General features: G+C 68.3%; 22 protein-coding genes. 6 read left to right on the forward strand and 16 right to left on the reverse strand.

Going from position 1 to position 26,496, the window contains the following annotated elements; all coding sequences use genetic code 11:
* Window positions 1-30 precede the first annotated feature (30 nt).
* From fmt to def, 3 genes are read right to left on the reverse strand one after another with little or no spacing between them, the layout of a single operon-like run.
* Window positions 31-984, reverse strand: coding sequence for a methionyl-tRNA formyltransferase (gene fmt / locus AC1DYK_RS03735; RefSeq protein WP_478165030.1), 954 nt, complete (start codon window positions 982-984; stop codon window positions 31-33).
* Window positions 985-1,029: 45 nt separating this feature from the next.
* Window positions 1,030-1,518 carry a hypothetical protein gene (locus tag AC1DYK_RS03740; RefSeq protein ID WP_478165147.1) on the reverse strand — a complete coding sequence of 163 codons (489 nt, stop codon included), beginning with the start codon at window positions 1,516-1,518 and terminating at the stop codon, window positions 1,030-1,032.
* Window positions 1,519-1,520: 2 nt separating this feature from the next.
* Window positions 1,521-2,054 carry a peptide deformylase gene (def, locus tag AC1DYK_RS03745; RefSeq protein ID WP_478165031.1) on the reverse strand — a complete coding sequence of 178 codons (534 nt, stop codon included), beginning with the start codon at window positions 2,052-2,054 and terminating at the stop codon, window positions 1,521-1,523.
* Window positions 2,055-2,214: 160 nt separating this feature from the next.
* Here def and AC1DYK_RS03750 point away from each other — a divergent pair, with 160 nt between their 5' ends.
* The 3 genes from AC1DYK_RS03750 to AC1DYK_RS03760 all read left to right on the forward strand — a co-directional run bounded on the left by AC1DYK_RS03750 (window position 2,215) and on the right by AC1DYK_RS03760 (window position 5,164).
* Window positions 2,215-3,435, forward strand: a complete 1,221-nt coding sequence (locus tag AC1DYK_RS03750) for a LysM peptidoglycan-binding domain-containing protein (protein ID WP_478165032.1) — start codon at window positions 2,215-2,217, stop codon at window positions 3,433-3,435.
* 18 nt (window positions 3,436-3,453) lie between these two features.
* Window positions 3,454-4,581, forward strand: coding sequence for a DNA-processing protein DprA (gene dprA / locus AC1DYK_RS03755; protein WP_478165033.1), 1,128 nt, complete (start codon window positions 3,454-3,456; stop codon window positions 4,579-4,581).
* Window positions 4,582-4,648: 67 nt separating this feature from the next.
* A complete protein-coding gene (locus tag AC1DYK_RS03760) occupies window positions 4,649-5,164 on the forward strand; it encodes a Smg family protein (RefSeq protein ID WP_478165034.1) in 516 nt (171 codons plus the stop codon).
* Window positions 5,165-5,290: 126 nt separating this feature from the next.
* Here the strand turns inward: AC1DYK_RS03760 and AC1DYK_RS03765 are convergent, their stop codons facing one another.
* The 5 genes from AC1DYK_RS03765 to AC1DYK_RS03785 form a co-directional block, all read right to left on the reverse strand.
* Window positions 5,291-7,672 (reverse strand): DUF1631 family protein, encoded by a 2,382-nt coding sequence (locus AC1DYK_RS03765; RefSeq protein ID WP_478165035.1) that lies wholly within the window; start codon window positions 7,670-7,672, stop codon window positions 5,291-5,293.
* 104 nt (window positions 7,673-7,776) lie between these two features.
* Window positions 7,777-8,730, reverse strand: coding sequence for a protein translocase subunit SecF (secF, locus tag AC1DYK_RS03770; RefSeq protein WP_478165036.1), 954 nt, complete (start codon window positions 8,728-8,730; stop codon window positions 7,777-7,779).
* Between the two features lie 12 nt (window positions 8,731-8,742).
* Entirely contained in the window at window positions 8,743-10,620 is a 1,878-nt protein-coding gene (gene secD, locus AC1DYK_RS03775; RefSeq protein WP_478165037.1) for a protein translocase subunit SecD, read from the reverse strand.
* Window positions 10,621-10,674: 54 nt separating this feature from the next.
* Window positions 10,675-11,004 (reverse strand): preprotein translocase subunit YajC, encoded by a 330-nt coding sequence (yajC, locus tag AC1DYK_RS03780; RefSeq protein ID WP_478090479.1) that lies wholly within the window; start codon window positions 11,002-11,004, stop codon window positions 10,675-10,677.
* 212 nt (window positions 11,005-11,216) lie between these two features.
* The gene (locus tag AC1DYK_RS03785; RefSeq protein WP_478165038.1) at window positions 11,217-14,822 is read right to left on the reverse strand and encodes an indolepyruvate ferredoxin oxidoreductase family protein; all 3,606 of its coding nucleotides are present in this window, start codon (window positions 14,820-14,822) and stop codon (window positions 11,217-11,219) included.
* A 167-nt stretch (window positions 14,823-14,989) separates the two neighbouring features.
* Here AC1DYK_RS03785 and AC1DYK_RS03790 point away from each other — a divergent pair, with 167 nt between their 5' ends.
* Both AC1DYK_RS03790 and AC1DYK_RS03795 read left to right on the forward strand, forming a co-directional pair.
* Window positions 14,990-15,508: an Lrp/AsnC family transcriptional regulator gene (locus tag AC1DYK_RS03790; protein WP_478165039.1), complete on the forward strand. Its 519-nt coding sequence runs from the start codon at window positions 14,990-14,992 to the stop codon at window positions 15,506-15,508.
* A 6-nt stretch (window positions 15,509-15,514) separates the two neighbouring features.
* A complete protein-coding gene (locus tag AC1DYK_RS03795; RefSeq protein WP_478165040.1) occupies window positions 15,515-17,143 on the forward strand; it encodes an MFS transporter in 1,629 nt (542 codons plus the stop codon).
* A gap of 278 nt (window positions 17,144-17,421) precedes the next feature.
* Here AC1DYK_RS03795 and AC1DYK_RS03800 read toward each other — a convergent pair whose 3' ends face one another.
* The 8 genes from AC1DYK_RS03800 to AC1DYK_RS03835 form a co-directional block, all read right to left on the reverse strand.
* Window positions 17,422-17,736, reverse strand: coding sequence for a cytochrome C oxidase subunit IV family protein (locus AC1DYK_RS03800; RefSeq protein ID WP_442284327.1), 315 nt, complete (start codon window positions 17,734-17,736; stop codon window positions 17,422-17,424).
* Between the two features lie 8 nt (window positions 17,737-17,744).
* The gene (locus AC1DYK_RS03805) at window positions 17,745-18,443 is read right to left on the reverse strand and encodes a heme-copper oxidase subunit III family protein (protein WP_478165041.1); all 699 of its coding nucleotides are present in this window, start codon (window positions 18,441-18,443) and stop codon (window positions 17,745-17,747) included.
* Between the two features lie 11 nt (window positions 18,444-18,454).
* The gene (locus AC1DYK_RS03810) at window positions 18,455-19,081 is read right to left on the reverse strand and encodes a cytochrome c oxidase subunit 3 (RefSeq protein WP_478165042.1); all 627 of its coding nucleotides are present in this window, start codon (window positions 19,079-19,081) and stop codon (window positions 18,455-18,457) included.
* Window positions 19,082-19,124: 43 nt separating this feature from the next.
* A complete protein-coding gene (ctaD, locus tag AC1DYK_RS03815; protein ID WP_478165148.1) occupies window positions 19,125-20,891 on the reverse strand; it encodes a cytochrome c oxidase subunit I in 1,767 nt (588 codons plus the stop codon).
* A gap of 26 nt (window positions 20,892-20,917) precedes the next feature.
* Window positions 20,918-22,081, reverse strand: a complete 1,164-nt coding sequence (locus AC1DYK_RS03820; protein ID WP_478165043.1) for a cytochrome c oxidase subunit II — start codon at window positions 22,079-22,081, stop codon at window positions 20,918-20,920.
* A gap of 48 nt (window positions 22,082-22,129) precedes the next feature.
* Window positions 22,130-22,645, reverse strand: coding sequence for a DUF1269 domain-containing protein (locus AC1DYK_RS03825; protein ID WP_478165044.1), 516 nt, complete (start codon window positions 22,643-22,645; stop codon window positions 22,130-22,132).
* A 94-nt stretch (window positions 22,646-22,739) separates the two neighbouring features.
* A complete protein-coding gene (locus tag AC1DYK_RS03830) occupies window positions 22,740-23,969 on the reverse strand; it encodes an NAD(P)/FAD-dependent oxidoreductase (protein ID WP_478165045.1) in 1,230 nt (409 codons plus the stop codon).
* Complete coding sequence (locus tag AC1DYK_RS03835) at window positions 23,953-24,336, reverse strand: VOC family protein (protein ID WP_478165046.1); 384 nt, start codon at window positions 24,334-24,336, stop codon at window positions 23,953-23,955. The genes AC1DYK_RS03830 and AC1DYK_RS03835 overlap by 17 nt, the downstream gene beginning before the upstream one ends.
* Window positions 24,337-24,481: 145 nt before the next feature.
* Here AC1DYK_RS03835 and AC1DYK_RS03840 point away from each other — a divergent pair, with 145 nt between their 5' ends.
* Window positions 24,482-26,389, forward strand: coding sequence for an acyl-CoA synthetase (locus AC1DYK_RS03840; protein ID WP_478165047.1), 1,908 nt, complete (start codon window positions 24,482-24,484; stop codon window positions 26,387-26,389).
* Window positions 26,390-26,496 lie beyond the last annotated feature (107 nt).

Below are 26,496 nucleotides of genomic sequence, written 5' to 3' on the forward strand. Positions count from 1 at the left end.
ACGCGCAGTGCCGGGCGCGGGGGCGATCCATCAGCCGAAGGCCTGGCCGGGACGGATCTCGAAACCGCGCAGGAAATCGGCGGCCGGCAGGCGCTTGCCGCCGGCGCGCTGCAGTTCGGTGAGCACGACGGTGGAATCCTTCGCGGCCACTTCGATGCCCGAGGGCGAGACCGCCAGCACCGTGCCCGGCGGCGCGGCCGCGGCGGCGCTCGGTCGCGCCTGGGCGGCCCAGAGCTTGATGACTTCGCCGCCGATCACACTGCTGGCGCCCGGAAACGGGTCGAAGGCACGCACGCGGCGCACGATCGCGACAGCGTCCAGCGACCAGTCGATCTGCGCCTCGGCCTTCTCGACCTTGTGCGCGTAGGTCACGCCTTCGGCGGGCTGCGGCTCGGCCTGCAGCGCGCCGGCCTCGGCCTGCTTCAGCGCATCGACGATCATCCGCCCGCCCAGCGCGGCGAGCCGATCGTGCAGGCGCGCCGTGGTGTCGTCGCCGACGGCCATGGATTCGCCCAGCAGCATGGCGCCGGTGTCGAGGCCGGCATCCATCTGCATGATCGTGACGCCGGTCTGCGCATCGCCGGCCTCGATCGCCCGGTGGATCGGCGCAGCCCCGCGCCAGCGCGGCAACAGGCTGGCGTGGATGTTGAGGCAGCCGAGCCGCGGTGCATCCAGCACCCACTGGGGCAGGATCAGCCCATAGGCGGCGACCACCATCACGTCGGCCTGTGCCGCGGTGATGGCTTCGCGCGCGGCGGCTGCGTCCTCCGGGTACTTGCCGTCGAGCCGCAGGCTGCGCGGCTGCACCACCGGCCAGCCGTGGCCGGCCGCGAACTGCTTGACCGGCGAGGCCTGCAGCTTCAGGCCCCGGCCGGCCGGGCGGTCGGGCTGGGTCAGGACCAGCACGATCTCGAATCCGGCCGCGGCGATCGCCTCGAGCGCGATGCGGGCGAATTCGGGCGTGCCCGCAAATGCGACTTTCATATCACTCGGAGCGCCGCAGGCGCATCGGGGGTGTTTCACTTCCGTTCATCGGTCGGTCATCACTCGCCGCAAGTCGTCGGCGGTGTGATAGCGGTCGACCACGCCGTCCGGACCGATGTAGATGTAGAACAGGCGCGGCGTGTTCATCGACTGATAGCGCCAGGCCCAGATGTCGCCGTCGAAGGAAGTGACGCGCGAAATCTCGAACGGCCGGCCGTAGCTTCGCAGCACGTCCTCCACGCGCCAGACGCCGGGCTTGACGGTGATGTCGAACATGCCGTCCTCGAGTTCCTGGCGGATCGAGACCACACGGCCGCCGGCGTCGAGGTCGACGTTGTTGACGGCAAAACCCGCCGGCGCGCGCGAATACTGGAGCCGCTCGCCGCCGCCGGGCATCAGATAGGTCGCCGTCGGGTTGCCGAGCTTCTGCAGCGTCTCGGCGCGCGTGCTTCCCAGCGGCAGCCGGGTCGGGTCGAGCGCGCAACCGGACAGCGCCAGAACCAGCGCCGCCGCCACGGGCCACAGGCGCCTCACGGTCAACGCCGTCCTTCGCGCTGATCTTGCTTCTGGTCTTCGCGCTGCTGCTTGAGCAGCTTGCTCTTGATGCGATTGCGCTTCAGCGGCGACAGGTATTCGACGAACACCTTGCCCTGCAGGTGGTCGAGTTCGTGCTGGATGCAGACCGCCAGCAGGCCCTCGGCCTCGATCGTCTGCGGTTCGCCCTCGGCATCGAGCGCGGTCACGCGCACGGCGGTGGAGCGCTCGACGCCGTCGTAGATGCCCGGCACCGAGAGACAGCCCTCTTCGTTGAGCACCTTGTCATCGCTGGCCCAGACAATCTCGGGATTGATCAGCACCAGCGGCTTGTCGCGATCCTCGGAAACGTCGATCACCACCAGCCGTTCGTGGACGTCGACCTGGGTCGCCGCGAGGCCGATGCCGTTGGCGTCGTACATGGTCTCGAGCATGTCCGCGACCAGCGTCTTGATGCGCGCGTCGACACCTTGCACCGGCTTGGCGACCGTGTGCAGGCGCGGGTCCGGGTAACTCAAAATGGTTCTTTTAGCCATGAAGTCGGGGAAAAGTTGTCGCTATTTTCGCCATTTCCGCGACGCCGCGCCGGCGAACGTCCCGAATACGTTGCCCTATCAAGGGCTTCAGCGCAAAATTCGTTGCAAATTGTGAGGATACGTACATCCTGCGTGGCGTAGTGTGTGCACACCATAAACCATGAACAAATTCCGACTCAACGAAAGCCTGCGTCCCAGCCTTTTGGCCACCGTGGCGGCTGTCGCCTTGGCGGGCATGGGCGCCGCGACGGCTTTCGCTCAGAGCTACCCGGTGACGCCCCAGCAGCGCGCGGTAGCCCAGGAGACGGCGCAGGCAGGCATTCCGGTCAGCGAACTCGCCCCGACCGCGCCCGATCAGTACACGGTGAAGCCGGGCGACACGCTGTGGGCGATTTCGCGCCTGTTCCTGCGCAGCCCGTGGCGCTGGCCCGAGCTCTGGGGCATGAACCTCAGCGAGATCTCGAACCCGCACCGCATCTACCCCGGACAGGTGCTCTATCTGGACAAGACCGGCGGCCGCGCCCGCCTCAGCACCCGCCGCGGCGGCGCGGCTGACGGCACGATCAAGCTGTCGCCGCGAACCCGCTTCGAATCGATGTCCGGCATGGCGCTGCCGACGCTCAATCCGAGCCTGATCGAGCCGTTCCTGAGCGAGCCGATCATCGTCGACGAGGACACGCTCAAGACCGCGCCCCACATCGTCGCCGGCAACGACAACCGCGTGCTGCTGGCCCGCGGCGACCGCGCCTACGCGCTGGGTGACGCCAATTCGCCGCTGATCGAGGTCGCCGGCCCGATCAAGACCTTCCGCGTGTTCCGCAACGCGACGCCACTGCAGGACCCGGCCACCGGCGAACTGCTCGGCTACGAGGCCGCCTACCTGGGCAAGGCCCAGCTCAAGCGCAGCCAGACCATCGGGACCGAGCTCGACGAGGGCAAGGAAGTCGTGAACGTGGTCCCGGCGACCATCGACATCGTGGCGGCGCGCGAGGAGATGCGCGCCGGCGACCGCCTGCTGCCCGAGCCCCAGCGCCAGCTGCTGAGCTATGCGCCGCGCGCGCCGGAACAGATCGTCAACGGACGCATCGTGTCGGTCTACGGCAACGCGGTGCAGTTCGCGGCCCAGAACCAGGTGGTGGTGATCAACAAGGGCACCCGGGACGGCATCGAATCCGGCCACGTGCTCGCCATCCTCAAGAACGGCGAGACCATGGTCGACCGCGCGAGCGCTCCCAACAACACCGGCAAGAACGTGGTCAAGCTGCCGAACGAGCGCATCGGCCTGCTGATGGTGTTCCGTCCGTTCGAGAAGGCGTCCTACGCCCTGGTGCTCGAGATCAACGACACACCGCGGATCGGCGACCTGCTGGTCAACCCCTGACGCGAGCGTCCTCTTGGCGTGGAACGCGACGAACTTGCGGGCTGGTTGCGCCTCTCGCTGACGCCGGGCATCGGCAACGTCGGCGCCCGTACGCTGCTCGCGGCCTTCGGCCTGCCTGCCGGGATCTTCGCCCAATCGCACGCGGCACTGCAGCAGGTCGCAAGCAGCGCCCAGGCGCAGGCATTGCAGCGTGAACCGGTCGGGCTGGCCGCCCTGCTCGAGCGGACGCTCGAATGGCTGCAGGGCACCGAAGCCCATGGCGTCACGCGACGCCTGCTGACCCTGGGCGACCCGGGCTACCCGGCCGCGCTGCTCGCGACCGCCGACCCGCCGCCGCTGCTGTATGTGCTCGGCGCATCCGGATTCGACCTGACGCAGCTGGACCGCAGCATCGCCATCGTCGGCAGCCGCAATCCCACGACCCAGGGCACGCAGAACGCTCGTGCGTTCGCGCGCGCGTTCGGCGAGGCCGGAATCCCCGTGGTCTCGGGCCTGGCCCTCGGGATCGACGGGGCGGCCCATGAAGGCGCGCTCGAGACCGGGGGACCGGAGCGGCCGGCCACGGTGGCGGTGGTGGGCACCGGACTCGATCGCGTCTACCCCGCCCGGCATCGCGAGCTGGCCCATCGGATCGCCGCGCACGGCTTGATCGTGAGCGAGTACCCGCTGGGTACGCCGCCGCTGAACCAGAACTTCCCGAAGCGCAACCGCATCATTGCCGGGCTCACGCGCGGCACGCTGGTGGTCGAGGCCGCGCTGCGCTCCGGATCGTTGATCACGGCCCGGCTCGCGGCCGAGCAGGGGCGCGAGGTGTTCGCCATCCCGGGTTCGATCCATTCGCCGCACTCGCGCGGCTGCCATGAACTGATCCGCCAGGGGGCCAAGCTGGTCGAATCGGTCGGCGATGTGCTGGAAGAGCTGCGCTTCGATGACGGCCCCACGCCGCCATCGCCCGCCGCCGCGGACGATGCGACGGAACCCGCGCTGCTGCGCGAACTCGGGTTCGATCCGGTCAGCCTCGATGCGCTGTGCGCCCGCACCGGCTTCAGCCCGGCAACGCTGCAGGCGCAGCTGCTCGAACTCGAGCTGGCGGGCCGTGTCGCCCGCCTGCCGGGCGGCCTGTTCCAGCGCATCGCGCTCGGCTGACCCACAGCCTGCGTCGTGTCGATGCAACTTTCGACGGGCAACGCCCCGAGTGGGCTATATTGAACCCATGTTCGAAGTGCTCGTGTATGTCTACGAAAACTACTGGCGCGGCGACGCCTGCCCGGAACCCGAGCAGCTGGGGCGCAAGCTCAGCGCCCAGGGCTTCGATGCGGAAGAGATCCGCGAGGCGCTGCACTGGCTCGACGGCCTGAGCCTGGCGACCCGGGGCGTGCAGCTCAGCCGCCACGCCGACGGCATCAGCGCCACCGTGCTGCCGGACGTCGCGGCCGATGCCGCGATGGCGCAGTCGGCCGATGCGATGCGCGTCTACTCGACCTCCGAGCAGGAACACATCGGCGCCGAATGCCTGGGCTTCATCAGCTTCCTCGAATCCGCGGGTGTGCTGCCGGCCGGCATGCGCGAGATCGTGGTCGAACGCGCCATGGCGACGCCGGGCGAGCCGCTGGCACTCGACGAGCTCAAGATCATCGTGCTGATGGTGCACTGGAGCACCGGTGTCGAACCCGACGCCTTGGTGCTCGACGAGCTCTGCGACGATGCGACGCTTCGCGTCGCGCACTAGAGCTCGCCCCCAGGTTGCCCGGCACTTCGTGTCCGGGCGCCCACCCCCTACCGGGGGCAACACCAGCGGCCCGGCAAAGCCGGTTCCGCGGTGTTTCACCAACGGGCCTGGCTGCGCCGGCCGCGGTCAGTTCAGCAGTCGTTCTGGATTTGCGTCGAGCTTGGCCAATGCCTCGCGCGTCGCGCGCACCGTGAGCGTTTCTTCTTCGGCCGGCACCAGCAGGCCGGCCTGCAGGTAGGACGCCAGGCGACCGACCTGGATCAGGAAGCTGCGGCCGTCGCTCGAAGCGAACAGGTGCAGCTGCTTGCGGTCGCTGCGCCAGACGAACTGGACCTGGCTCACGCGGTCGTTGTGGTCGAGCATGAACCAGGTGCCGACCTGGAGTTCGTGCGCCCAGGCGAGCATGTCCTCGCTGACCTTGGTGCCGGTGTCGGGCACCACCTCGATCGAGGCCGCATCGACGCCGAGCAGCAACTCGATGCTCGCGGCATCGAGCGGCAGGTCGGTGGTGTCTTCGTCGGAGACGAAATCCTCCAGGTTGGCCAGGCGCTTGGCCATGGCCTCGATCTTGGCCGGCGGGATCGCCTCGGTCTTCGACAGGAAGGCATCGGACAGGGTCGCGCCGATGATCTTGATGTGCGCCTCCTGCGGCTCACCCACGATGCCCAGCAGCGTCATGCCCTGGCGCAGCCGCTGCAACAGCTTCGGCAGGTCCTGGATCACGCGGGTGCGGTCGTTGCGGTTGGGCTTGGCGCTGGCCGCCCAGACCAGGTCGGAGGCCGCCCGCTTGAGGGTCACGGTCTGCTCGTCCTGGGCGCCATAGCGCAGGGCGGCGATCGCCAGCACCTCGGCCCAGACCTTGAACAGGAACTCGCGAATCTCTTCCCGTACCGGCATGTCGTTGAGCATCTTGCGCAACTCGATGGTGTACTGGATTGCCATCGTCTCCTTCTGCTCGACCTGCTGCGCCACGCTCATCACCCGCTGGGTGGTGTCGCTCTGCGTCAGGTACTTGTTGAGGAAGGCGACGAATTCGTCGAACACCAGCTTGAACACGCGCTGGCCGGTTTCAGGGTACTGCTCGATCACCTGGACCACGCGGCGGATCTCGCCCTCGAGCGCGCTGCCCGAAATCGCGGCCGCATCGAAGCCCATCACGCACGAACCCATGCGGTCGATCAGCATGCGCGCCGGGTGCTGCAGGGTGCCGAAGAATTCCGGCTCGGCGATGGCCACGCGCAGCACCGGCATCTGCAGGCGCGCGAACCAGACCCGGGCCGAGAACGGGATCCGCTCCTCCGCCAGGATGGCCTGGAACATCAGTGCCACGATCTCGACCGTGGCCTTGTCGGCCGTGGTGGGCGCCTTCTTCTTGAGTTCGCTGGTGCGCCGGCGCAGTTCGGCCGAGGCATGGTGGATGGCCGTGGCCCCCTCGCCGACCACGTACTGCGAGGCCGCGATCTGGTAGGCCGCCTCGGCGTCCGCGATCGCTGCCGCGAAGCCCGGCGCACCGCCGCCCATGCCGCCCGCCATCTCGCGGCCGCCGTTCAGGCGGGGCTGAGTGATGTCGCCGCCGATGCGCGCGGTCACGAAGCGCTTGAGATTGAGCAGCACGCCCTGCGCTCGCTGGCGCGCCATCAGCAGCGGCGAGCCGCCGGTGGCGACCTGGGTATCGCCGCCGGCCTGCCCGGGTCCGCCAGCCCCTCGCCCGACGCCGATCGCTGCCGGCGCAAAGCTGCCCACCGGGGCCCCGAAGCCCCCCGCTGCGGCCTGCAGTTGCCCCGAGATGCCCATCGAGGCGCTGCCGCCGTGGCTACCCGCGAAACTGCCGCCCAGCGGCGCAGTGCCGGAGCTCACCGACCCGGTGCGACGGACGAAGCTCTTGAGGTCGATCTCGGGCATCACGTCCTTGCCGACCAGGAAGGCGTTGGCATCCTTGTAGGCCTGGACCACCACCTCGACCATGTGCTGCTGCACCTGGTCCTGCACCTTGTTCCAGATGGCGCGGTTCAGGCCGGTGGCGAGCCACTGGTCGACCAGCACCCTGGCCAGCGCTTCGGGCTTGAGGATGTCCTTCGCGCTCAGCTCGTGGGTTCCTTCCAGATGCTGGATGCGCAGCCGCAGGTCGCTGAGTTCGAAACTGGCCTTGTCCTGGATCGACTGCGCGAGCCGCGACGACAGGATGCTGGTCTCGACCACTTCGTCGCCGATCAGTTCGAGGTGCGACAGCGAATTGGAGCTCGGCCCTTCGGCCGTGCTGGCGGCCAGCGCCTTGCGCCACGCCGACTGCGAACGCGACACCCAGTCGGCGCCGTGGGTCTGGAAGGCCAGCAAGCCGTCGCGGCTCTCCTGCATCTCGCGCGCGTTGCCGGTCTGCGAGGCCAGGACCGCCAGCCGTTCGAGGACCGCATGCCCGACCGGCGCGATCAGCGGCTCGGTGGCGGCGACGAAACGCTCGCGCGTCTCGCGGGAGAGTTGGAGGGAAGCTGCATGGGACCGCGTGGTCATGGATGGTCGGGACGGCAATTATTTCGATTCGGCAAACTTCGAGCTTGCATCGGGAAGCGTAACCGCACAAGGGCCCGCCATGCTCGGCAACCCCAAAACCGGGCTCACACGGTGGCGCCGGCGTTGGGGTCGTTCGGATCGCCGTCGCGCTTGACCGGTCCCTTGACCAGGTCCTCGCGCTTGACGCCCAGCCACATCGCGATGGATGCCGCCACGAAGGCCGACGAATAGATGCCGAAGCAGATCCCGATGGTCAGGGCCAGCGCGAAATAGTGCAGCGTCGGGCCGCCGAAGAAGAACATCGACAGCACCACCAGCTGGGTCGAGCCGTGGGTGATGATGGTCCGGCTGATGGTCGAGGTGATCGCGCTGTCGATCACCTCGGGGGTGCTGAGCTTGCGATAGCGGCGGAAGTTCTCGCGCACGCGGTCGAAGATCACCACCGACTCGTTGACCGAGTAGCCCAGCACCGCCAGCACCGCCGCCAGCACCGCCAGCGAGAACTCCCACTGGAAGAAGGCGAAGAAGCCCAGGATGATGACCACGTCGTGCAGGTTGGCCAGCACGGTGGCCAGCGCGAATTTCCATTCGAAGCGGAAAGCCAGGTAGATCATGATGCCGACCACCACCATGCCCAGCGCCTTGAGGCCGTTGGTGGTCAGCTCCTCGCCGACCTGCGGGCCGACGAACTCGTTGCCGCGCAGGGTCGCGGTCGGGTCGACCGCCTGAAGCGCCGCCATGACCTGTTCGCTCTGCTGGGCCGAGGTCTGGCCCTTCTGCACCGGCAGGCGGATCTGGACGTCGCGCGAGGTGCCGAAGTTCTGAACCTGCACGTCCTGGTAGCCGAGCTTGGCGATGGTCTCGCGTACCTTGCCGATGTCGACCGACTGCTGGGAGGCGACTTCCATCACCGTGCCACCGGTGAACTCCACCGACAGGTGCAGTCCGCGGTGGAACAGGAAGAAGACCGCCAGCGCGAAGGTGATGAAGGACACCGCGTTCAGCACCAGCGCGTGGCGCATGAACGGGATCGTCCTGTGGATCCGGAAGAATTCCATTTGTCGTGTCTCTTATTTCGCGTCGGCCACGGTGGTGGCGTCCGGCTTCCAGACGGTGCCGATCGACACCGTCTTGAGCTTCTTCTTGCTGCCGTACCAGAAGTTCACCAGGCCGCGCGAGAAGAACACGGCCGAGAACATCGAGGTGACGATACCGATGCAATGCACCACCGCGAAACCGCGGATCGGGCCGGAGCCGAAGGCCAGCAGCGCGACACCGGCAATCAGCGTCGTGACGTTGGAGTCGAGGATGGTGCCCCAGGCGCGCTCGTAGCCGGCATGGATGGCGGCCTGCGGCGAGGCGCCGCCGCGCAGTTCCTCGCGGATGCGCTCGTTGATCAGCACGTTGGAGTCGATCGCCACGCCGATGGCCAGCGCCATGGCGGCAATGCCGGGCAGCGTCAGCGTGGCCTGCAGCATCGAGAGGATCGCCACCAGCAGCAGCAGGTTGACCGCCAGCGCGATCGACGAGAAGACGCCGAACAACGCGTAATAGAGGCACATGAACACCATGATCGCGGCGAAGCCGTACATCACGCTGTCGAAGCCCTTCTTGATGTTGTCGGCACCCAGGCTCGGGCCGATGGTGCGTTCCTGGATGATCTCCATCGGCGCAGCCAGCGAACCGGCGCGCAGCAGCAGCGCCAGGTCGTTGGCCTCGACCACGCTCATCGAGCCGGAGATCTGGAAGCGGTTGCCGAGCTCGCCGTTGATCGACGGGGCCGTGAGCACCTCGCCCTTGCCCTTCTCGAAGATCAGCATCGCCATGCGCTTCTTGAAGTTCTCGCGGCTGACGTCGCGCATGATGCGGCCGCCCTTGGCGTCCATGGTCAGGTCGACCTTGGGCTGCTGGGTCTGAGAATCGAAGCCGGGCTGGGCATCGGTGAGGTTCTCGCCGGTCACCAGCACCTGCTTCTTGACGATCACCGAGCGGCCCTGGCGGTCGAGGAATTTCTCGGAGCCGAAGGGCACCGGACCGGTGCCCATCTCCGCCGCGCGGCCTTCGGTGCTTTCGTCGACCAGCCGCATCTCGAGCGTGGCGGTACGGCCCAGGATGTCCTTGGCCTTGGCCGTGTCCTGGACGCCGGGCAGCTGGACCACGATGCGGTCCAGGCCCTGCTGCTGGATCACCGGCTCGGCCACGCCGAGCTCGTTGATCCGGTTGTGCAGCGTGGTGATGTTCTGCTTCAGGGCAGCGTCCTGCAGCCGGCGTGCGGCCTCGGGCTTGATCGAGGCGACGAGCTTGAAGTCGGTGCCTTCCTGGCTCTCGACCCCTGTCAGGTCCGGGAACTGGTCCTGCAGCAGGCGCTTGGCGGCATCCAGTCCGGCGGCATCGCGGAAGCGCATCTCGATGGTCTGGCCGTTGCGGCTGACCGCGCTGCCGCGCACGCTCTTGTCGCGCAATGCGGTGCGCAGGTCGCTGGCGAAGGATTCGGCGCGCTTGTCGATGGCCCCCTTCATGTCGACCTGGAGCAGGAAATCGACGCCGCCGCGCAGGTCGAGGCCCAGGTACATCGGGAAGGCGTGCAGGGCGGTGAGCCAGCTCGGGGAGCGCGACACCAGGTTCAGCGCCACCGTGTAGGGCGGATCGCTCGGGTCGGGCACCAGCGCGCGCTGCATCACGTCGCGCGCCTTCAATTGGTCGTCGGTGGTGGCGAAGCGCGCCCGCACCGAGGTGGCGTCGAGCGTCAGCAGGTCGGGCACCAGCGAGGCGGCCTTGAGCGCCTCGGCCACGCGGGCCTGTGTGCCGGCATCGACCTTGACGGTCGATTTGGCCGACGACACCTGCACCGCAGGCGCCTCGCCGAAGAAATTGGGCAGGGCGTAGACAAGCCCCACAAGCAGCACGATCACGATGATCGCGTACTTCCAGACCGGGTAACGGTTCATCGATTCAACCTTCAGGGCGCGCGGAGTCCGGCGCCCGCGTCGTTGTGGCTCTACTTACTTGATCGCGCCCTTGGGCAGCACCTGGACCACGGCGCTGCGCTGGATCTGGACTTCGACGCCCTTGGCGATCTCGACCGTCAGGTATTGCTCGCCGATCTGGGTGATCTTGCCGAGCATGCCGCCGGAGGTGGCGACCTCGTCACCCTTGGCGAGGGCCTCGATCATGGCGCGCGCTTCCTTCTGGCGCTTCATCTGCGGGCGGATCATGACGAAGTAGAGGACCACGAACATCAACACCAGCGGCAGCATGCTGCCGAGCGAGGACATCATGTCGCCGCCCCCGGCGGCGGGCGCGGTCTGGGCAAAAGCAGAAGAAATGAACAAGGAAGTCTCCAACAGGGGAAAGGAAGAGGAGCGCCGGCCCTCGCTTGCATGAGGTTCCGTCGCATCCGCGGCCGCACCCGGCGGCCACGCAGCGCGGAGCCTGGGCCGCGCACAGCACCAAGCATTGTATTCGGCCGTCGGCAGGCCGGCCCGGCCTAAGCCGGGGCGGCGTTCAGGGGCTTTTTCCGGGAGGTCCTGACGGCGCGCAAGCCTCAAGCCGCGACGCGGGCGGCGCGCGGATCGCGCCACTTGGCCAGCAGCTCGGCCCAGCGCACCCGCGCGGCGGCCAGGTTGCGTTCCCTGACATGGCCGTAACCGCGGATCTGCTCGGGCAGGCCGGCGATCGCCAGCGCGGTGTCGTGATTGGCCGCACTCAACCCGGCGAGCACCTCCTCGATGCTGGCGCGGTATTCGCCGATCAGGGCGCGTTCGGTCTTGCGCTCCTCGGTGCGGCCGAAGATGTCGAGTGCCGTGCCGCGCAGGCCCTTGAGCTTCGCCAGCACCCTGAAGCCGGTGAGCATCCACGGTCCGAACTTCTGCTTCTGCAGTTCGCCCTTGGCGTTCTTCTTCGCGATGATGGGCGGCGCGAGGTGGTAGTTGAGCTTGAAGTCGCCCTCGAACATGCCCTCGACCCGGTCGAGGAAGCTGCGGTCGGTGTGCAGCCGCGCCACTTCGTACTCGTCCTTGTAGGCCATCAGCTTGAACAGGAAGCGCGCCACGGACTCGGTCAGGCCGGTCTTCCCCAGCGCCGACTCGGCCTGCTGCACCTTGGCGACGAAGGCCTTGTAGTCGTCGGCGTAGGCCGCGTTCTGGTAACCGGTCAGGAATTCGGCGCGGCGCGCCACCAGCGCGTCGACCGTCTCGCGCTTCTTGAACTCGATGACCTGGCCCGGCTGCACGCGTTGTTGCAGTTCGGCCGGCCGCTCGGCGGCCTGGCGACCCCATTCGAAGGCCGTCTTGTTGTTGTCGACCGCCACCGCGTTGAGCTCGATCGCCCGCATCAGCGATTCGAGCGCCAGCGGGACCCAGCCCTTTTGCCAGGCGTAGCCCAGGATCATCGGGTTGACATAGATGCTGTCGCCCATCAGCGAGGTCGCCGCCGCATCGGCATCGAAGGCACCGACACCGTCGACGCCGACGGCGCGCGCGATCTCGGCCGCGCAGGCCTCCTGCGGGTTCTGCCAGTTGGCGTTGCGCACGAAGGCGGCCGTCGGGCTGCTGTGGCTGTTGAGCGCCACGTGGGTGCGGCCCTCGCGCATGCGCGCCAGGCTCTCGGCATTGACGCTGACCAGCGGGTCGCAGGCCAGGATCAGGTCGGCCGCGGCGGTGCCGACGCGGGTGGTGCGAATGGCGTCCTGCGTCTCGCCGATCAGCACGTGGCTCCAGGTGGCGCCCCCCTTCTGGGCCAGGCCGGCCGCGTCCTGGGTGACGATGCCCTTGCCCTCGATGTGCGCCGCCATGCCCAGCAGCTGGCCGATGGTGATGACGCCGGTGCCGCCGACGCCCGCCACCACGATGCCCCAGACCTGGTCGCCCGCGAGCGAAGGCAGCGCCGGCTCGGAGAGCGCGCCCAGTTCGGCCGGCGTCGCGCCCTTGTTCTTCGCCTTCTTCTTGAGCTGGCCGCCTTCGACCGTGACGAAGCTCGGGCAGAAGCCCTTGAGGCAGCTCATGTCCTTGTTGCAGGTGCTCTGGTTGATGGTGCGCTTGCGGCCGAACTCGGTCTCCAGCGGCTCCACCGACAGGCAATTGCTCTGCACGCTGCAGTCGCCGCAGCCTTCGCAGACCAGTTCGTTGATGACCACGCGCTTGGCCGGATCGACCGCCGTGCCCCGCTTGCGGCGGCGCCGCTTCTCGGTCGCGCAGGTCTGGTCGTAGATGATGGTCGTGGTGCCCTTGATTTCACGGAACTCGCGCTGGATCTCGTCCAGGTCGTCGCGGTGCCGCACCTTGACGTTGTCGCCGGGAACATTGACGCCTTCGTACTTCTCGGGCTCGTCGGTGACGACGACGACCTTGACCGCGCCTTCGGCATGCAGGCTCTCGGCAATCTGCAGCACCGAATGGCCCTCGGGCCGCTCGCCGACCTGCTGGCCGCCGGTCATCGCGACGGCGTCGTTGTAGAGGATCTTGTAGGTGATGTTGACGCCGGCCGCGATGCTCTGGCGGATCGCCAGCAGGCCGCTGTGGAAGTAGGTGCCGTCGCCGAGGTTGGCGAAGATGTGCTGGTCGGTGGTGAACGGCTGCTGGCCGACCCACGGCACGCCCTCGCCGCCCATCTGCGTGAAGCCGATGGTCGAGCGGTCCATCCAGGTCGCCATGAAGTGGCAGCCGATGCCACCCAGCGCGCGCGAGCCCTCGGGCACCACGGTGCTGGTGTTGTGCGGGCAGCCCGAGCAGAACCAGGGCTGGCGCGCCGCGTCGGAGACGCCGATCACCTGCGGCGCGGCCATCGCGCGCTCCTTGGCTTCGAGGATTGCGAGCTGGGCGTCGATGCGCGCGGCCATGTCGGCGCCCGCGGCGGCCAGCAGGCCGGTCTTCTTGAGGCGCAGGGCGATCGCCTTGGCAATCAGCGCCGGGTTGAGGTCGGCGTTGGCGCGCAACAGCTCGTGCGCGCTCGGGTTGGGCATCGACCATTCGCCGCCGGAGTAGCCCTCGGCCTCGTGCACCTCGCCTTCGTCGAACTTGCCGACCACGTTGGGCCGCACGTCCGGGCGCCAGTTGTAGAGCTCTTCCTTGAGCTGGTACTCGATGACCTGGCGCTTTTCCTCGACCACCAGGATTTCCTGCAGGCCGGTGGCGAAGGCGCGCGTGAGCTGGGCTTCGAGCGGCCAGACCACCGCCACCTTGTGCAGCCGGATGCCGAGCTGCCGGCAGGCCGCGTCGTCCAGGCCGAGGTCGATCAGCGCCTGGCGGGTGTCGTTGAAGGCCTTGCCGCTGGCCATGATGCCGAAGCGGTCGTTCGGGCCCTCGATCACGTTGTGGTTCAGGCGGTTGGCGCGGATATAGGCCAGCGCCGCGTACCACTTGTAGTGCATCAGCCGCGCTTCCTGCTCGAGCGCATGGTCGGGCCAGCGGATGTGCAGGCCGCCGGGGGGCATCTGGAAGTCGGTCGGGATGACGATCTCGACGCGCTCGGGGTCGATCATCGCGGTGGCGCTGGATTCGACGATTTCCTGGATCGTCTTCATGCCCGACCAGATGCCGGCGAAGCGGCTCATCGCGAAGGCATGGATGCCGAGGTCGAGGATTTCCTGCACGTTGGCCGGGAAGAACACCGGCGTGCCGCAGGCCTTGAAGATGTGGTCGCTCTGGTGCGCCGCGGTCGAACTCTTCGAGATGTGGTCGTCGCCGGCCACCGCGATCACGCCGCCGAACTCGGTCGTGCCGGCCATGTTGGCGTGCTTGAAGACGTCGGAGCAGCGGTCCACCCCCGGGCCCTTGCCGTACCAGATGCCGAAGACGCCGTCGAACTTGTTGGTGCCCGCGGGAGAGAAGCCCAGTTGCTGGGTGCCCCATAGCGCGGTGGCCGCGAGTTCTTCGTTGACCCCGGGCTGGAAGACGATGTTCTGTTCCTTCAGGAACTTGCTGGCCTTCCACAGCGCCTGGTCGTAGCCGCCGAGCGGGGAGCCGCGGTAGCCGCTGATGAAGCCGGCGGTGTTCTTGCCCTGCTGCTGGTCGCGCAGGCGCTGCAGCATCGGCAGCTTGACCAGCGCCTGAACGCCGCTCATGAAGGCACGCCCGTAGTCCAGCGAATACTTGTCGTCAAGCGTCACCGTTTCGAGGGCGCGGCGGATGTGCTCGGGCAGCGGGGCGTTCATGTTGTCTCCAGTGGCTGTGCCTTGTGGGCGTGGCGTGCAAGGCATCCGGGTCGAATACCCCTCGGCCATCATCACGCAAAGTGTATGCCTGCGGCCTCGACAGGTGTTTGCGTTTTGCGCCCCATGGCGCCACCTTTTTGAACGAGTCTTGCTTAAAATGGCATTAAATGGAAAGCATTGATAAGTTCGATCTTGCAATCCTGCAAGAACTGCAGACCGACGGGCGCCTGACCAATGCCGAGCTGTCGCAGCGCGTGGGACTCTCGGCGGCGCCGTGCTGGCGCCGGGTCCGGGCGCTCGAGGAAGCCGGCGTCATCAAGGGCTACCACGCCGAGATCGACCGCCAGAAGATCGGGCTCGGGGTGCTCGCCTTCGTGCGCGTCGACACCGAGCGCATCTCCGGCGACGCCACCCGCGTGCTCGAGGACGCGATCCGCAAGCTGCCCGAGGTGACCGCCTGCCACTACATCAGCGGCACCGGGACTTTCGAGCTGCAGGTGGTGTCGCAGGACCTCGACAGCTTCTCGCGCTTCGCGCTCAAGCACCTGCTGAACCTGCCGAACGTGAAGGACCTGCACACCAGCTTCTCGCTCGGCGAGGTCAAGGCGAGCCGGACCCTGCCGCTCGCGCACCTGGCCCCCGCGCGCTCCGCCGACACGGCAAGCCGCCCGGGCCGCCGACAATAGGCCGCGATGCCGCCGATCTCGCCCCAGGAAACCCCCGTCGCCTCCGCCCCCGCGCAAGCCCCGCGCGTCGGCCCGCTCGAACCGCTCCGGATCCCCGTGTTCCGGATGCTGTGGACCACCTGGCTGATCGCCAACGTCTGCATGTGGATGAACGACGTCGCGGCGGCCTGGATGATGACCTCGCTGACCAGCTCGCCGATCTGGGTCGCGCTGGTGCAATCGGCCTCGACGCTGCCGGTGTTCCTGCTCGGGCTGCCCAGCGGCGCGCTGGCGGACATCCTCGACCGCCGGCGCTGGCTGGTCGCCACCCAGTTCTGGCTCGCGGGCTCGGCGGTGGTGCTGTGCGCCGCCGTGGTGTTCGATCTCATGAGCGCGCCGCTGCTGCTGGCCCTGACCTTCGCCAACGGCATCGGCCTGGCGCTGCGCTGGCCGGTGTTCTCGGCCATCGTGCCCGAGCTGGTGCCGCGCAGCCACCTGCCGGCGGCGCTCGGGCTCAACGGCATCTCGATGAACGCCTCGCGCATCATCGGCCCGCTGGTGGCCGGTGCGCTGATCGCGAGCGCGGGCACCGTGTGGGTGTTCGCACTCAATGCGGTGCTGTGCGTAGCCTCGGGTTTCGTGGTGCTGCGCTGGCGCCGCGAGCACACGCCCAATCCGCTCGGCCGCGAGCGGCTGATCAGCGCGATGCGCGTCGGCGTGCAGTTCGTGCGGCAGTCGCAGCGCATGCGCGCGGTGCTGGTGCGCATCTCGATCTTCTTCCTGCATTCCACCGCGGTGCTGGCGCTGCTGCCGCTGCTGGCGCGCAACCTCAAGGGCGGCGGCGCCGGCACCTTCACGCTGCTGCTGGCGGCGATGGGCTCGGGCGCCATCGTGGCGGTGCTGTTTCTGCCCCGGCTGCGGCAGGCGCTGGAGCGCGATCAGCTGGTGCTGCGCGGCACGCTGCTGCAAGCGGGCGCGACCGCCGCCATGGCCGTGGCGCCCAATGCCTGGGTGGCGGTGCCCGCGATGTTCCTCGGCGGCATGGCCTGGATCACGGTCGCGAATACGCTCTCGGTTTCGGCCCAGCTGGCGCTGCCCGACTGGGTGCGCGCGCGCGGCATGTCGATGTATCAGATGGCGATCATGGGGGCGAGCGCGCTGGGGGCCGCGCTGTGGGGCCAGGTGGCGGAACTCAGCTCGATCTACACCAGCCTCGGCATCGCCTCGGTGACGGCGGTCCTTTGCATGGGGCTGGCGCTGCGCTACGTGACCGACGGCACCGGCGAGGACGACGACACCAGCCCGGCGCGCCATGGCTGGGCCGCCGGCCCGCCGGCCAGCGCGCCCGACGAGGCCGGCCGGGTGGTGATCGCGGTCGAGTACCTGATCGATCCGGCGCGCGCGGCCGCCTTCCACCTGGTCATGCACGAGACGCGCCGTGCGCGCCTGAGCCAGGGAGCGATCGGCTGGGAGCTGTTGCACGACATCGCCGAGCCCGGCCGCTACGTGGAGCAGATCGTCGACGAGTCCTGGACCGAGCACCTGCGCCGCTTCCACCGCGCGACCGCCGCCGACATGGCCCTGCGCGAGCGGCGGCTGGCCTTCCACAAGGGCGAGTCGCTGCCGGTCGTGACCCGCTTCATCGCGCACCGGTGACTCGCCCCCAGGTTGCCCGGCACTTCGTGTCCGGGCGCCCACCCCCTACCGGGGGCAACACCAGCGGCCCGGCGAAGCCGGTTCCGCGGTGTTTCACCAACGGGCCTGGCTGCGCCGGCCGGAGAAAGAAAGTGAGGCGCTGGGTCTGTTCTTCGGCTGCGCGCAGCGCGCCCGTTGGTGGGCAGTCGCGGAACCGGCTTCGCCGGGCCGCTGACTGCGCCCCCGGTAGGGGGTGGGCGGGCTACACGAAGTGAGCCCAACCTGGGGGCGAGCCAGATCTAATGAAAGAAGAGCAGCCGCGTCAGGAAGGTATGGCCGGCCTCCGCCGCCATCAGGCCGACCAGGACCAGCAGGCACAAGGGCGGCAGCAAGATGGCATAGACCAGCGCCAGCCGCTCCCAGGCCATGTGCATGAAGACCGCGACGATTAATCCGGCCTTCAGCAGCATGAAGGTGATGATCAGGCCCCAGCGCAGATAGCCCTGGAAATGGAAGTAGTCGACCAGGTACGACAGCGTGCTGAGCACGAACAGCAGCCCCCAGATCTTGAGGTAGAGGCTGATCGGATGTTGTTGGCCTGTGCCGGGGTTCATGGTCGTCCTCACCAGAGATAGAACAGCGCAAAGATGAACACCCACACCAGATCCACGAAGTGCCAGTACAGGCCGGCGATCTCGACGATCTGGTAGTTGCCGGTCTTTTCGTAGTCGCCGCGGATCAGCTTGAAGGCCACGATGAACAAGAACACCACGCCGGCCGACACGTGCAGTCCATGAAAGCCGGTGATCATGAAGAAGCTCGAGCCGAACTGCGCCGCCCCCATCGGGTTGCCCCAGGGCCGCACGCCCTCCTCGATGATCAGCTTGGACCATTCGAAAGCCTGCATGCCGACGAAGAGTTCGCCGAAGGTCGCGGTCACGAGCATCAGCGTGGCGGCGTTCACGCGGTCGCGGCGGTAGGCGAAATTGACGGCCATCGCCATCGTGCCGCTGCTGCTGATGAGCACGAAGGTCATGATCGCGATCAGGAGCAGCGGGATGTCGGCCCCCCCGACATGGAGCGCGAACACCTCGCTCGGGTTGGGCCACTCCGCGGTGGTCGAGGCGCGCACCGTCATGTAGCCGGTCAGGAAGCAGCTGAAGATGAAGGTGTCGCTGAGCAGGAAGATCCACATCATCGCCTTGCCCCACGAGACATGGAACGCCTGGCGATCGGAAGACCAGTCGGCAATCAGCCCGCGCCAGCCGCTGGCGGCGATGGCCGGATTCAAGGGCGCTGCTGCGATCGTGACGCTGGTCATGGGTAGCCTCCTCAGGATGTGCCGCAGATGAAGCGCGCCACCTCCGGCGTCACCCAGCCCAGCATCGCGAACAGCACCAGCCACACCACCAGCATGAAGTGCCAGTAGCGCGCGCACAGCGCGATGCGCCATGCGGCCTTGGCAGGATCGGGCCACGCGGCGCGCGCGGTCCATGCCCACCCGACCAGCCCGCCCGCCAGATGGAGTCCGTGCATGGCCGTCAACAGATAGAAGAAGCTGCCCGCCGGATTGCCGGCCGGCATCACCTGTGCGCTCCACAGCGCCTGCCAGGCCCACAGCTGCGCGCCCAGGAAGCCCAGGGCGCAGAGACCGCCGGCCAGCAGCAGGCGACGCGCGCGCCGCCCGTCGGGGCCGCGCGATGCGCGATGGGCCCATTGCAGCGCCACACTGCCGGCGACCAGCAGCGCCGAGCTGAGCCAGAGCTGCCTGGGCAGCGCGATCGTCACCGCATCGTCGCCGCTCATGCGCATCACGTAGGCCAGGATGAAGAGCGAAAACAACGCGGTGGCCACGCCCATGAAGACCCACAGGCCGATGCTGGCCGCGCTCGCGCGCGCATCGCGAAGCCGGCCGCCGCGGTCGACACCGCGGACGCTCAAGGCGGCGCCCGGGCTCATCAGGCGACCTCCGAGCTTGCTTGGGAGCGATCGGGCGCTGCGCTCATGCCGGCGCCCCTCGAACCTCGCCCCGGCCTTCCGATTCGGGCTCCTCGCCCCCGGCTTCCGGCGGGGCGTTCTGCGCGATGAAATCCTCCGCCGCACCCGGCACCCCGTAGGCGTAGGCCCAGCGGTAGACCACCGGCAGCCGCGGCCCCCAGTTGCCGTGGCCCGGCGGCGTCGTCGGCGTCTGCCATTCGAGCGAGGCGGCACGCCAGGGATTGGCGTCGGCCGGCCGGCCGCGCCAGGCGCTCCACGCGAGATTGACGATGAACAGCAGTTGCCCGACGCCCACGATCAGCGCGATCACGGTGATGAATTCGTTCAGGCTGAACGCCGACGGCGGAATGAACTTGTAGCCGTCGAAGTTGTAGTAGCGCCGCGGCATGCCCAGCACGCCGAGGTAGTGCATCGGGAAGTAGATCAGGTAGGTGCCGATGAAGGTGATCCAGAAATGCAGCTGGCCGAGCCGGTCGTCGAGCATGCGGCCGGTGATCTTCGGGAACCAGTGGTAGATGCCGCCGAACACCACCAGCAGCGGCGCCACGCCCATCACCATGTGGAAGTGCGCCACCACGAAGTAGGTGCCGGACAGTGGAATATCCACGCTCACGTTGCCCAGGAACAGCCCGGTCAGCCCGCCGATGACGAAGGTGCAGACGAAGGCCAGCGCGAACAGCATCGGCACCGACAGGTGGATGTCGCCGCGCCACAGCGTCAGCAGCCAGTTGTAGACCTTGATCGCCGTGGGCACGGCGATGATCAGCGTGGTGGTCGCGAAGAAGAAGCCGAAGTACGGGTTCATGCCGCTCACGAACATGTGGTGCGCCCAGACCACCACGCTGAGTCCGCCGATGGCGACGATGGCCCACACCATCATGCGGTAGCCGAAGATGCTCTTGCGCGCATGCACGCTGATCAGGTCGGAGACGATGCCGAAGGCCGGCAGCGCCACGATGTAGACCTCGGGATGGCCGAAGAACCAGAACAGGTGCTGGAACAGCAATGGACTGCCGCCCTTGTAGCCGGTCACCTGCCCCATCGACACCAGCGCCGGCATGAAGAAGCTGGTGCCCAGCGTCCGGTCGAGCAACAGCATCACGCCGCTGACGAACAGCGCCGGAAAACCGAGCAGCGCGAGGATGGTGGCGACGAAGATGCCCCACACCGTGAGCGGCATGCGCAGCAGCGTCATGCCTTCGCAGCGCGCCTGCAGCACGGTGGTCACGTAGTTCAACCCGCCCATCGTCGTCGCCACGATGAAGATGACCAGCGACACCAGCATCAGCACGATGCCGCCCGCATGGCCCGGCGTGCCGGGCAGGATCGACTGCGGCGGGTACAGCGTCCAGCCCGCGCCGGTGGGTCCGCCCTCGACGAAGAAGCTCGCCATCAGGACCACCACCGACAGCAGGTAGACCCAGAAGCTCAGCATGTTGAGGTAGGGGAACACCATGTCGCGCGCCCCCACCATCAGCGGAATCATGTAGTTGCCGAAGCCGCCGAGGAACAGCGCCGTGAGCAGGTAGATCACCATGATCATCCCGTGCATGGTCACGAACTGGTAGTAGCGCTCGGCGTTGATGAAGTCGAACTGGCCCGGAAAGCCGAGCTGCAGCCGCATCAGGTTGGACAGCACCACGCCCACCACGCCGACCGCGATGGCGGTGCAGGCGTACTGGATCGCGATCACCTTGTGGTCCTGGCTCCAGACATAGCGGGTCAGGAAACTCTGCGGCGCGTGGTGCTCGGCGTCGGCGTCATGGGCCATGGCGGGCCCGGAGGGCGAAGAAGGGTTCATCGCGGAGCCTTCTGTTCGGTGGCAGCCTGCGCCGGCGGGCTGCCCAGACTCTGGATATAGGCCACCAGCGCGGCCAGCTCTTCATCGCTCAGCTCGATCTTGGGCATGACCGGCGGGAAGCCCTTCACGTGGCGGGCCTGGGGATCGCGGATGAAGCTGCGCAGATAGGCTTCGTCGACCAGCGCGGTGGAGCCGTCCGCCATGGTCTCGGTCTTGCCGTGCAGGCCCTTCCAGGTCGGCCCCACGCGCGGGCTGCCGTCGATCGTGTGGCAGGCCACGCAGCCCTTGGCGTCCGCCAGCGCGCGGCCCTGCTCGACGCGTGCGCCGGCGCCGCCGGCCGCCCCGCCGCCGGCCGGGACCTCGGGGGCCTTGGCCTGCGTCCTGGCGAAGGTCGGCAGCGCCACCTGCCAGGCCTTGTAGGCCGCCGGGTCCTCCACCACCACGAAGCCGCGCATGTTGGGATGCCCCACGCCGCAAAGCTGCGCGCACAGCGCCTCGTAGCGCCCAGCCACCGTCGGCGTGAACCAGAAGCGGCTGACCTGCCCCGGCACCGTGTTCATCCGGGCGCGGAAGGGCGGCACGAAGAAGTCGTGCAGCACGTCGTTCGAACGCAGCAGCACCAGCACCGGCTTGCCGAGCGGCAGGTGCACCTCGTCGGCGGCGACCAGGATGTCGTCCTGTCCGGCCGGGTCGGCGGGGTCGATCCCGAACGGATTGGCGCCGCTGAAGAAGCGCGCATCGGTCGCGCCCAGCTTGCCGTCCTCGCCCGGGAAGCGAAAGCGCCATTGCCATTGCTGGCCCAGCACCTCCAGCACGAGGGCGTCGCGGGGCTCACGGACATAGTTCGCGTACACCACGAGGCCGGGCGCCAGCAGCGCCATGATGCCGACGGTGGTGCCGCCGATCAGCCAGCGCTCGAGCTTCTTGTTGTCGGGTTCATGCGCCGCGCGGCGACCCTCCCGATGGCGGAAGCGCACCAGCGTGTAGACGACGAACAGGTTGATGGCGACGAAGAAGATGCCCGTGATCACCAGCGTGATGGTCAGGGTGTCGTCCATCTGCTGCCAGTTGGACGCCAGCGGGGTGATCCACCAGGGATTGAGCCAATGGAACAGCACGGAACCGATCACGATGAGCAGCAGGGCGACAGCCATGATCATGGGCGGCACCTTGACTCGTCATCGTCGTTGCGCGGTTCGTGCGCGCTGCTAGCGGAACGCCGGGACCTGCTGCTCCCCGCCCTCGAACAGGGCCTCGGGATGCGCGGTCCGCATCAGCGTCTCGATGTCCTGCGCGCGCGAGCGCGGCAGGTCCACCATCAGGAGAATCCAGCCCTGCGCCATGGCGCCTTCGAAGCGCTGCAGGCGGGGACTCGGGATCGATATGCCGATCATGCTCGCCGACCACGCGCCGGTCACACCGCCAAGGACGCCCAGCACCACGGCCAGCTCCCACTCGGGCTCGTCGCCCACGATCGGAAACATCAGCGCGGCGATCAGGCCGATGACGATGCCGCAGGCCGTGCCGACCACCCAGCCGGTCTTGGCCGCGTGAACGAGGTCCGAGGTCTGCCATACGTTCGCCGCATGAAGCCCGGTCATGTCGGCGCCGTCCGCCGCGGCGAAATGAATGCGCGCAAGGTCGACGCGCGCCTGCACGAGATCGTGCATCGCTCGCCTGGCGCTCGCCGGGTCCGGCATCAGCCAGAAAGTTCGTCTCCGCATGGGGCCCTCCTTTCCGTCTCGCGACGCAATAAGGAACCATGAGCACTTATATGCCCAAGGGACGCCGTTATCAAGTCGGCGGCCGACGACCTTTTCAACCCAGAGGCAGAAACAGCCGCAGGACGCCCCGGGCCGTCACGAGATGGCCCGGGTCGTGGGTTTCCTCCAGCACGCCGCTCAGGCGGTCCAGGATGCTGTCGCTGCGACTCGCGCGCCAGACGAGCAGGTCGGCCAGCCACGGGTGGTTGTTGATGCGGTTGGCCTGCTCGTACTCGGCGAAGCGCGGCTTCAGCGCGCTCAACGCGGCTTCGTAGCGTGCGCGCACTCCCGCGTCGTCCCGTCCTTCGTCGCGCCCCGCGCCGATCGCTTCAGCGGCGAGCATGCCGGTCTCCAGCGCCTTGCCGATGCCTTCGCCGGTGAAGAGATAGGTGCTGCCCGCAGCCTCGCCCGCCACCAGCAGCCCGGCGCGCGACCAGCGGGCTCCGTCGAGCGAGCAGCGCAGCGGCGCGCCCTTGAGCGGGCCGAGCGGCATGCCGCACGCCATCAGCTCGCGGGCGGGCGGGTGGACGCGCGTGAAGGCATCGAACAGCTCGCGCAGGTTCACATCGGCCGGGCCGATGACGCCGACGCCGACGTTGAACACCCCGCCCGCGCACGGAAAGATCCAGCCGTAGCCGCGCCGCAGCGCGCGATGCCACACCACGTCGAGGTCGGTGACGCGGTCGACCATGGCTTCGTTCTTCACGTAGCCGCGAAGGGCGATGCCGCTCGGCGCGCGCCGCTCGCATAGGCCCGCGGCGCTCAGAGGCCCGGACGCCGCGCCGGTGGCGAGCACCGTCCAGCGCGCACGCAGGCTGTGCGGGACACCGCCCGCCAGCGTGAAGCTCGCACCGGCCACCCGCTGATCTGCATCGAGCAACGGCGCCTCGAATCGCGCCGGCGAGAGCCAGCGCGCACCGGCCGCGAGCGCCGCCCGCCGGGTGATCTCGTCCAGCTCGCGGCGCGGCAGCACCGCCAGCCGCGCCGGCACCTCGACCCGCCCGCCGCGCGGGCCGACGCAGCCGACGTGCCGCGCGCTCCTGGCGCTCGCCAGCACTTCGTCGAGCACGCCCAGGCGCGCCAGCGCGCGGTGCGCGTCCGGGATCAGCCCGTCGCCGCAGACCTTGTCGCGCGGAAAATCGTGCTGGTCGGCGAGCACGACGTCGAAGCCCGCGCGCGCGAGCCTCTGTGCGCAGGCGCTGCCGGCTGGGCCCGCGCCCACCACGAGCACCTCACAGGACGACGGGGCGGGGTCGGCGGCGATCGGCTCAGGCGCCGCTGCCATAGGGACGGGTGAGGATCTCGAGGTTGTGGCCATCCGGGTCGCTCCAGTAGAAGCCCCGGCCGCCGTCGCCGTGGTTGATCTCGCCGGGCCGCTGGTGGCCCGGGTCGGCCCAGTAGGTGATTCCGCGTTCGCGAATGCGGCCGAAGATCTCGTCGAACTCGCCTTCGCTCACGAGAAAGGCGTAGTGCTGCCAGTCGATCTCGCCGTCCGTGCGCATGAAATCCAGCGTGACGCCGTTGTCGACCTCCACGCCGAGGAACGGGCCAAACGGGACCGGCGCGCCGCGTCCGAGCAACCCGGCCAGCAACTCGGCGGACGCCCGCGGGTCGTGGGCCTTGACGATGGTGTGATTCAGCTGGATGGGCATGTTGCTTCTCCAAGGAAGACCACAAATATTACGTCCATCGGCGTTCGATCGTTCGGGTAAGTCGGGTGGCTTCGCCGCCGGCTCCGACCCAGAATTCCGCAGGCCTCGGACTTGGCCGCGGCCTCAAGAATCCTGGAGGAACATCATGGTGGGTCCGTTTTTGCTGGATCGTGTGATTGGCGCCGACGTCCCTTCGCTGCGCACTCCGGAGGCGGTGAAGACCTTCGAGGCCACGCCCTACATGGAGCGCATCGCTGCGCAAAGCACCTACCAGGCGCTGCAGCTTGGCGCGGCGCATGCGCCCGATGAGCCCGCGCTCCACTTCCTGACAAGGGGCGACCCCGAGGAAACGCCATTCACGGTCACCCATCGCCAGTTCATCGCCCGCGTCACGCAGGCGGCGAACCTGTTCCACGACCTGGGCGTCGGGCCGAACGATGTCGTCAGCCTGCTCCTGCCGCTGATACCCGAGAGCTTCTATGCCCTGTTCGGCGCACAGGCGGCGGGCATCGCGAACCCTGTGAATGCCTGGCTGTCGTCCGCCCAGATTGCCGAGATCCTGCGTGCTGCGAAGACCAAGGTTCTGGTGGCGCTCGGCCCCATGGAAGGCTCCGACATCTGGGACAAGGTGCAAGCCATTCGCGGCGAGCTGCCCGAGCTCGAAGCCATCGTGGTCGTGCGCGGCGGTCCGGACGGCACCGGCGCGGTCCACAGTTTCGAGCAGCGGATCGACGCCTGCCCCTCCGATCGCCTGCTCAGCGGGCGCCGCATCAGCGCCGAAGACACGGCGGGCTACTTCCACACCGGCGGCACGACGGGCTCGCCCAAGCTGGTGCGCCACAGCCACGCCAACCAGGTCTACCAGGCCTGGGCGCTGAGCCTGATGCTGCCGGTGGGCGGCGGGCGGACCCTGCTCTTCGGCCTGCCCTTGTTCCACGTCGGCGGCGCCCTCACGCAGGGGCTGGCCACGCTGTGCGCCGGCGGCACGCTGGTGGTGGTCTCGCCCGCCGGTTGGCGCGATCCCCAGGCGGTCCGCAACGTGTGGCGCCTGGTGGAGCGCTACCGGCCGGCCGTGTTCGGCGGCGTGCCGACGGTGCTCGCCGCCGCGCTGAACGTGCCGGTGGGCGGTGCCGACATGTCGAGCATCGAGATCGTCTCGGGCGGCGGCTCGGCCATTCCGGTGGCCGTCTGCAAGACCTACGGCGAGTTGCTGCACCGGCCGGTGCTGGAGGTCTACGGCATGACCGAGACTTCCAGCGTTCATTCCATGAGCTACGCCGAACGCCCGCTGCGCATCGGGTCGGTGGGCCACGCGCTCCCCTACAGCCGGGTGCGGATCGTGAAAGTCGACGCCGAAGGCCGCTGGCAAGGCGACTGCGCGGTCAACGAGATCGGCGTGGTGGCCATGTCGGGGCCCGGCGTCTTCAAGGGCTACGTCAGCGACGCGCACAACCGCCAGGCCTTCGTCGAGCCCGGCTGGGTCAACTCGGGCGACCTGGGCCGGCTGGACGAGGAAGGCTATCTCTGGCTCACGGGCCGCGCCAAGGATCTCATCATCCGCGGCGGCCACAACATCGATCCGCTGGCGATCGAGGAGGTCTTCTTCCAGCACCCCGCCGTCGCGCTGGCGGCGGTCGTCGGCCAGCCCGACATCCGTGCCGGCGAGATGCCCGTCGCGTATGTGCAATTGAAGGCCGGCGCGGCGCTCGACGAGGCGGCGTTGCTCGACTTCGTCCGGGCACGCACGCCCGAGCGTGCCGCAGTGCCGGTGAACGTCCTCTTTGTCGACCCCATGCCGCTGACGGCCGTGGGCAAGATCTTCAAGCCCGCGCTGCGCTGGGATGCCGCGCGGCGCGTGGTGACCCAGCTGCTGGCCGACCTTCCGCAGGCCGGCGGCTTCCAGGTCGAGGTGGGCGCGAACGCGGTGCACGGCAGCCTGGTCACGATCGGCATCCGCGGCGTCCCCGAGGCGGAGCAAGGCGCCCTGGCCCGACAGATCGACGAGCGGCTCGGCCGACTGGAGGCGCGGCACGAGATTGCCTGGCGTATTTGACCGAATGATCAAGATCACCCCCCTTTCCGGGGGCCATACCAGCGCCCCGGCGGAGACGGTTCCGCGCTATTCCTGGCCTTGGCTTTGTGGCGACTTTCCGGGTAAAC

The sequence above is a fragment of the Variovorax sp. P2_H12 genome (assembly GCF_056403395.1).

Coding starts and splice junctions, on each gene's coding strand:
- fmt (WP_478165030.1), bottom strand. CDS start 984: ATGAAAGTCGCATTTGCGGGCACGCCCGAATTCGCCCGCATCGCGCTC.
- def (WP_478165031.1), bottom strand. CDS start 2,054: ATGGCTAAAAGAACCATTTTGAGTTACCCGGACCCGCGCCTGCACACG.
- AC1DYK_RS03750 (WP_478165032.1), top strand. CDS start 2,215: ATGAACAAATTCCGACTCAACGAAAGCCTGCGTCCCAGCCTTTTGGCC.
- AC1DYK_RS03760 (WP_478165034.1), top strand. CDS start 4,649: ATGTTCGAAGTGCTCGTGTATGTCTACGAAAACTACTGGCGCGGCGAC.
- AC1DYK_RS03765 (WP_478165035.1), bottom strand. CDS start 7,672: ATGACCACGCGGTCCCATGCAGCTTCCCTCCAACTCTCCCGCGAGACG.
- secF (WP_478165036.1), bottom strand. CDS start 8,730: ATGGAATTCTTCCGGATCCACAGGACGATCCCGTTCATGCGCCACGCG.
- secD (WP_478165037.1), bottom strand. CDS start 10,620: ATGAACCGTTACCCGGTCTGGAAGTACGCGATCATCGTGATCGTGCTG.
- AC1DYK_RS03785 (WP_478165038.1), bottom strand. CDS start 14,822: ATGAACGCCCCGCTGCCCGAGCACATCCGCCGCGCCCTCGAAACGGTG.
- AC1DYK_RS03790 (WP_478165039.1), top strand. CDS start 14,990: ATGGAAAGCATTGATAAGTTCGATCTTGCAATCCTGCAAGAACTGCAG.
- AC1DYK_RS03795 (WP_478165040.1), top strand. CDS start 15,515: ATGCCGCCGATCTCGCCCCAGGAAACCCCCGTCGCCTCCGCCCCCGCG.
- AC1DYK_RS03800 (WP_442284327.1), bottom strand. CDS start 17,736: ATGAACCCCGGCACAGGCCAACAACATCCGATCAGCCTCTACCTCAAG.
- AC1DYK_RS03805 (WP_478165041.1), bottom strand. CDS start 18,443: ATGACCAGCGTCACGATCGCAGCAGCGCCCTTGAATCCGGCCATCGCC.
- AC1DYK_RS03810 (WP_478165042.1), bottom strand. CDS start 19,081: ATGAGCCCGGGCGCCGCCTTGAGCGTCCGCGGTGTCGACCGCGGCGGC.
- ctaD (WP_478165148.1), bottom strand. CDS start 20,891: ATGGCCCATGACGCCGACGCCGAGCACCACGCGCCGCAGAGTTTCCTG.
- AC1DYK_RS03820 (WP_478165043.1), bottom strand. CDS start 22,081: ATGATCATGGCTGTCGCCCTGCTGCTCATCGTGATCGGTTCCGTGCTG.
- AC1DYK_RS03825 (WP_478165044.1), bottom strand. CDS start 22,645: ATGCGGAGACGAACTTTCTGGCTGATGCCGGACCCGGCGAGCGCCAGG.
- AC1DYK_RS03830 (WP_478165045.1), bottom strand. CDS start 23,969: ATGGCAGCGGCGCCTGAGCCGATCGCCGCCGACCCCGCCCCGTCGTCC.
- AC1DYK_RS03835 (WP_478165046.1), bottom strand. CDS start 24,336: ATGCCCATCCAGCTGAATCACACCATCGTCAAGGCCCACGACCCGCGG.
- AC1DYK_RS03840 (WP_478165047.1), top strand. CDS start 24,482: ATGGTGGGTCCGTTTTTGCTGGATCGTGTGATTGGCGCCGACGTCCCT.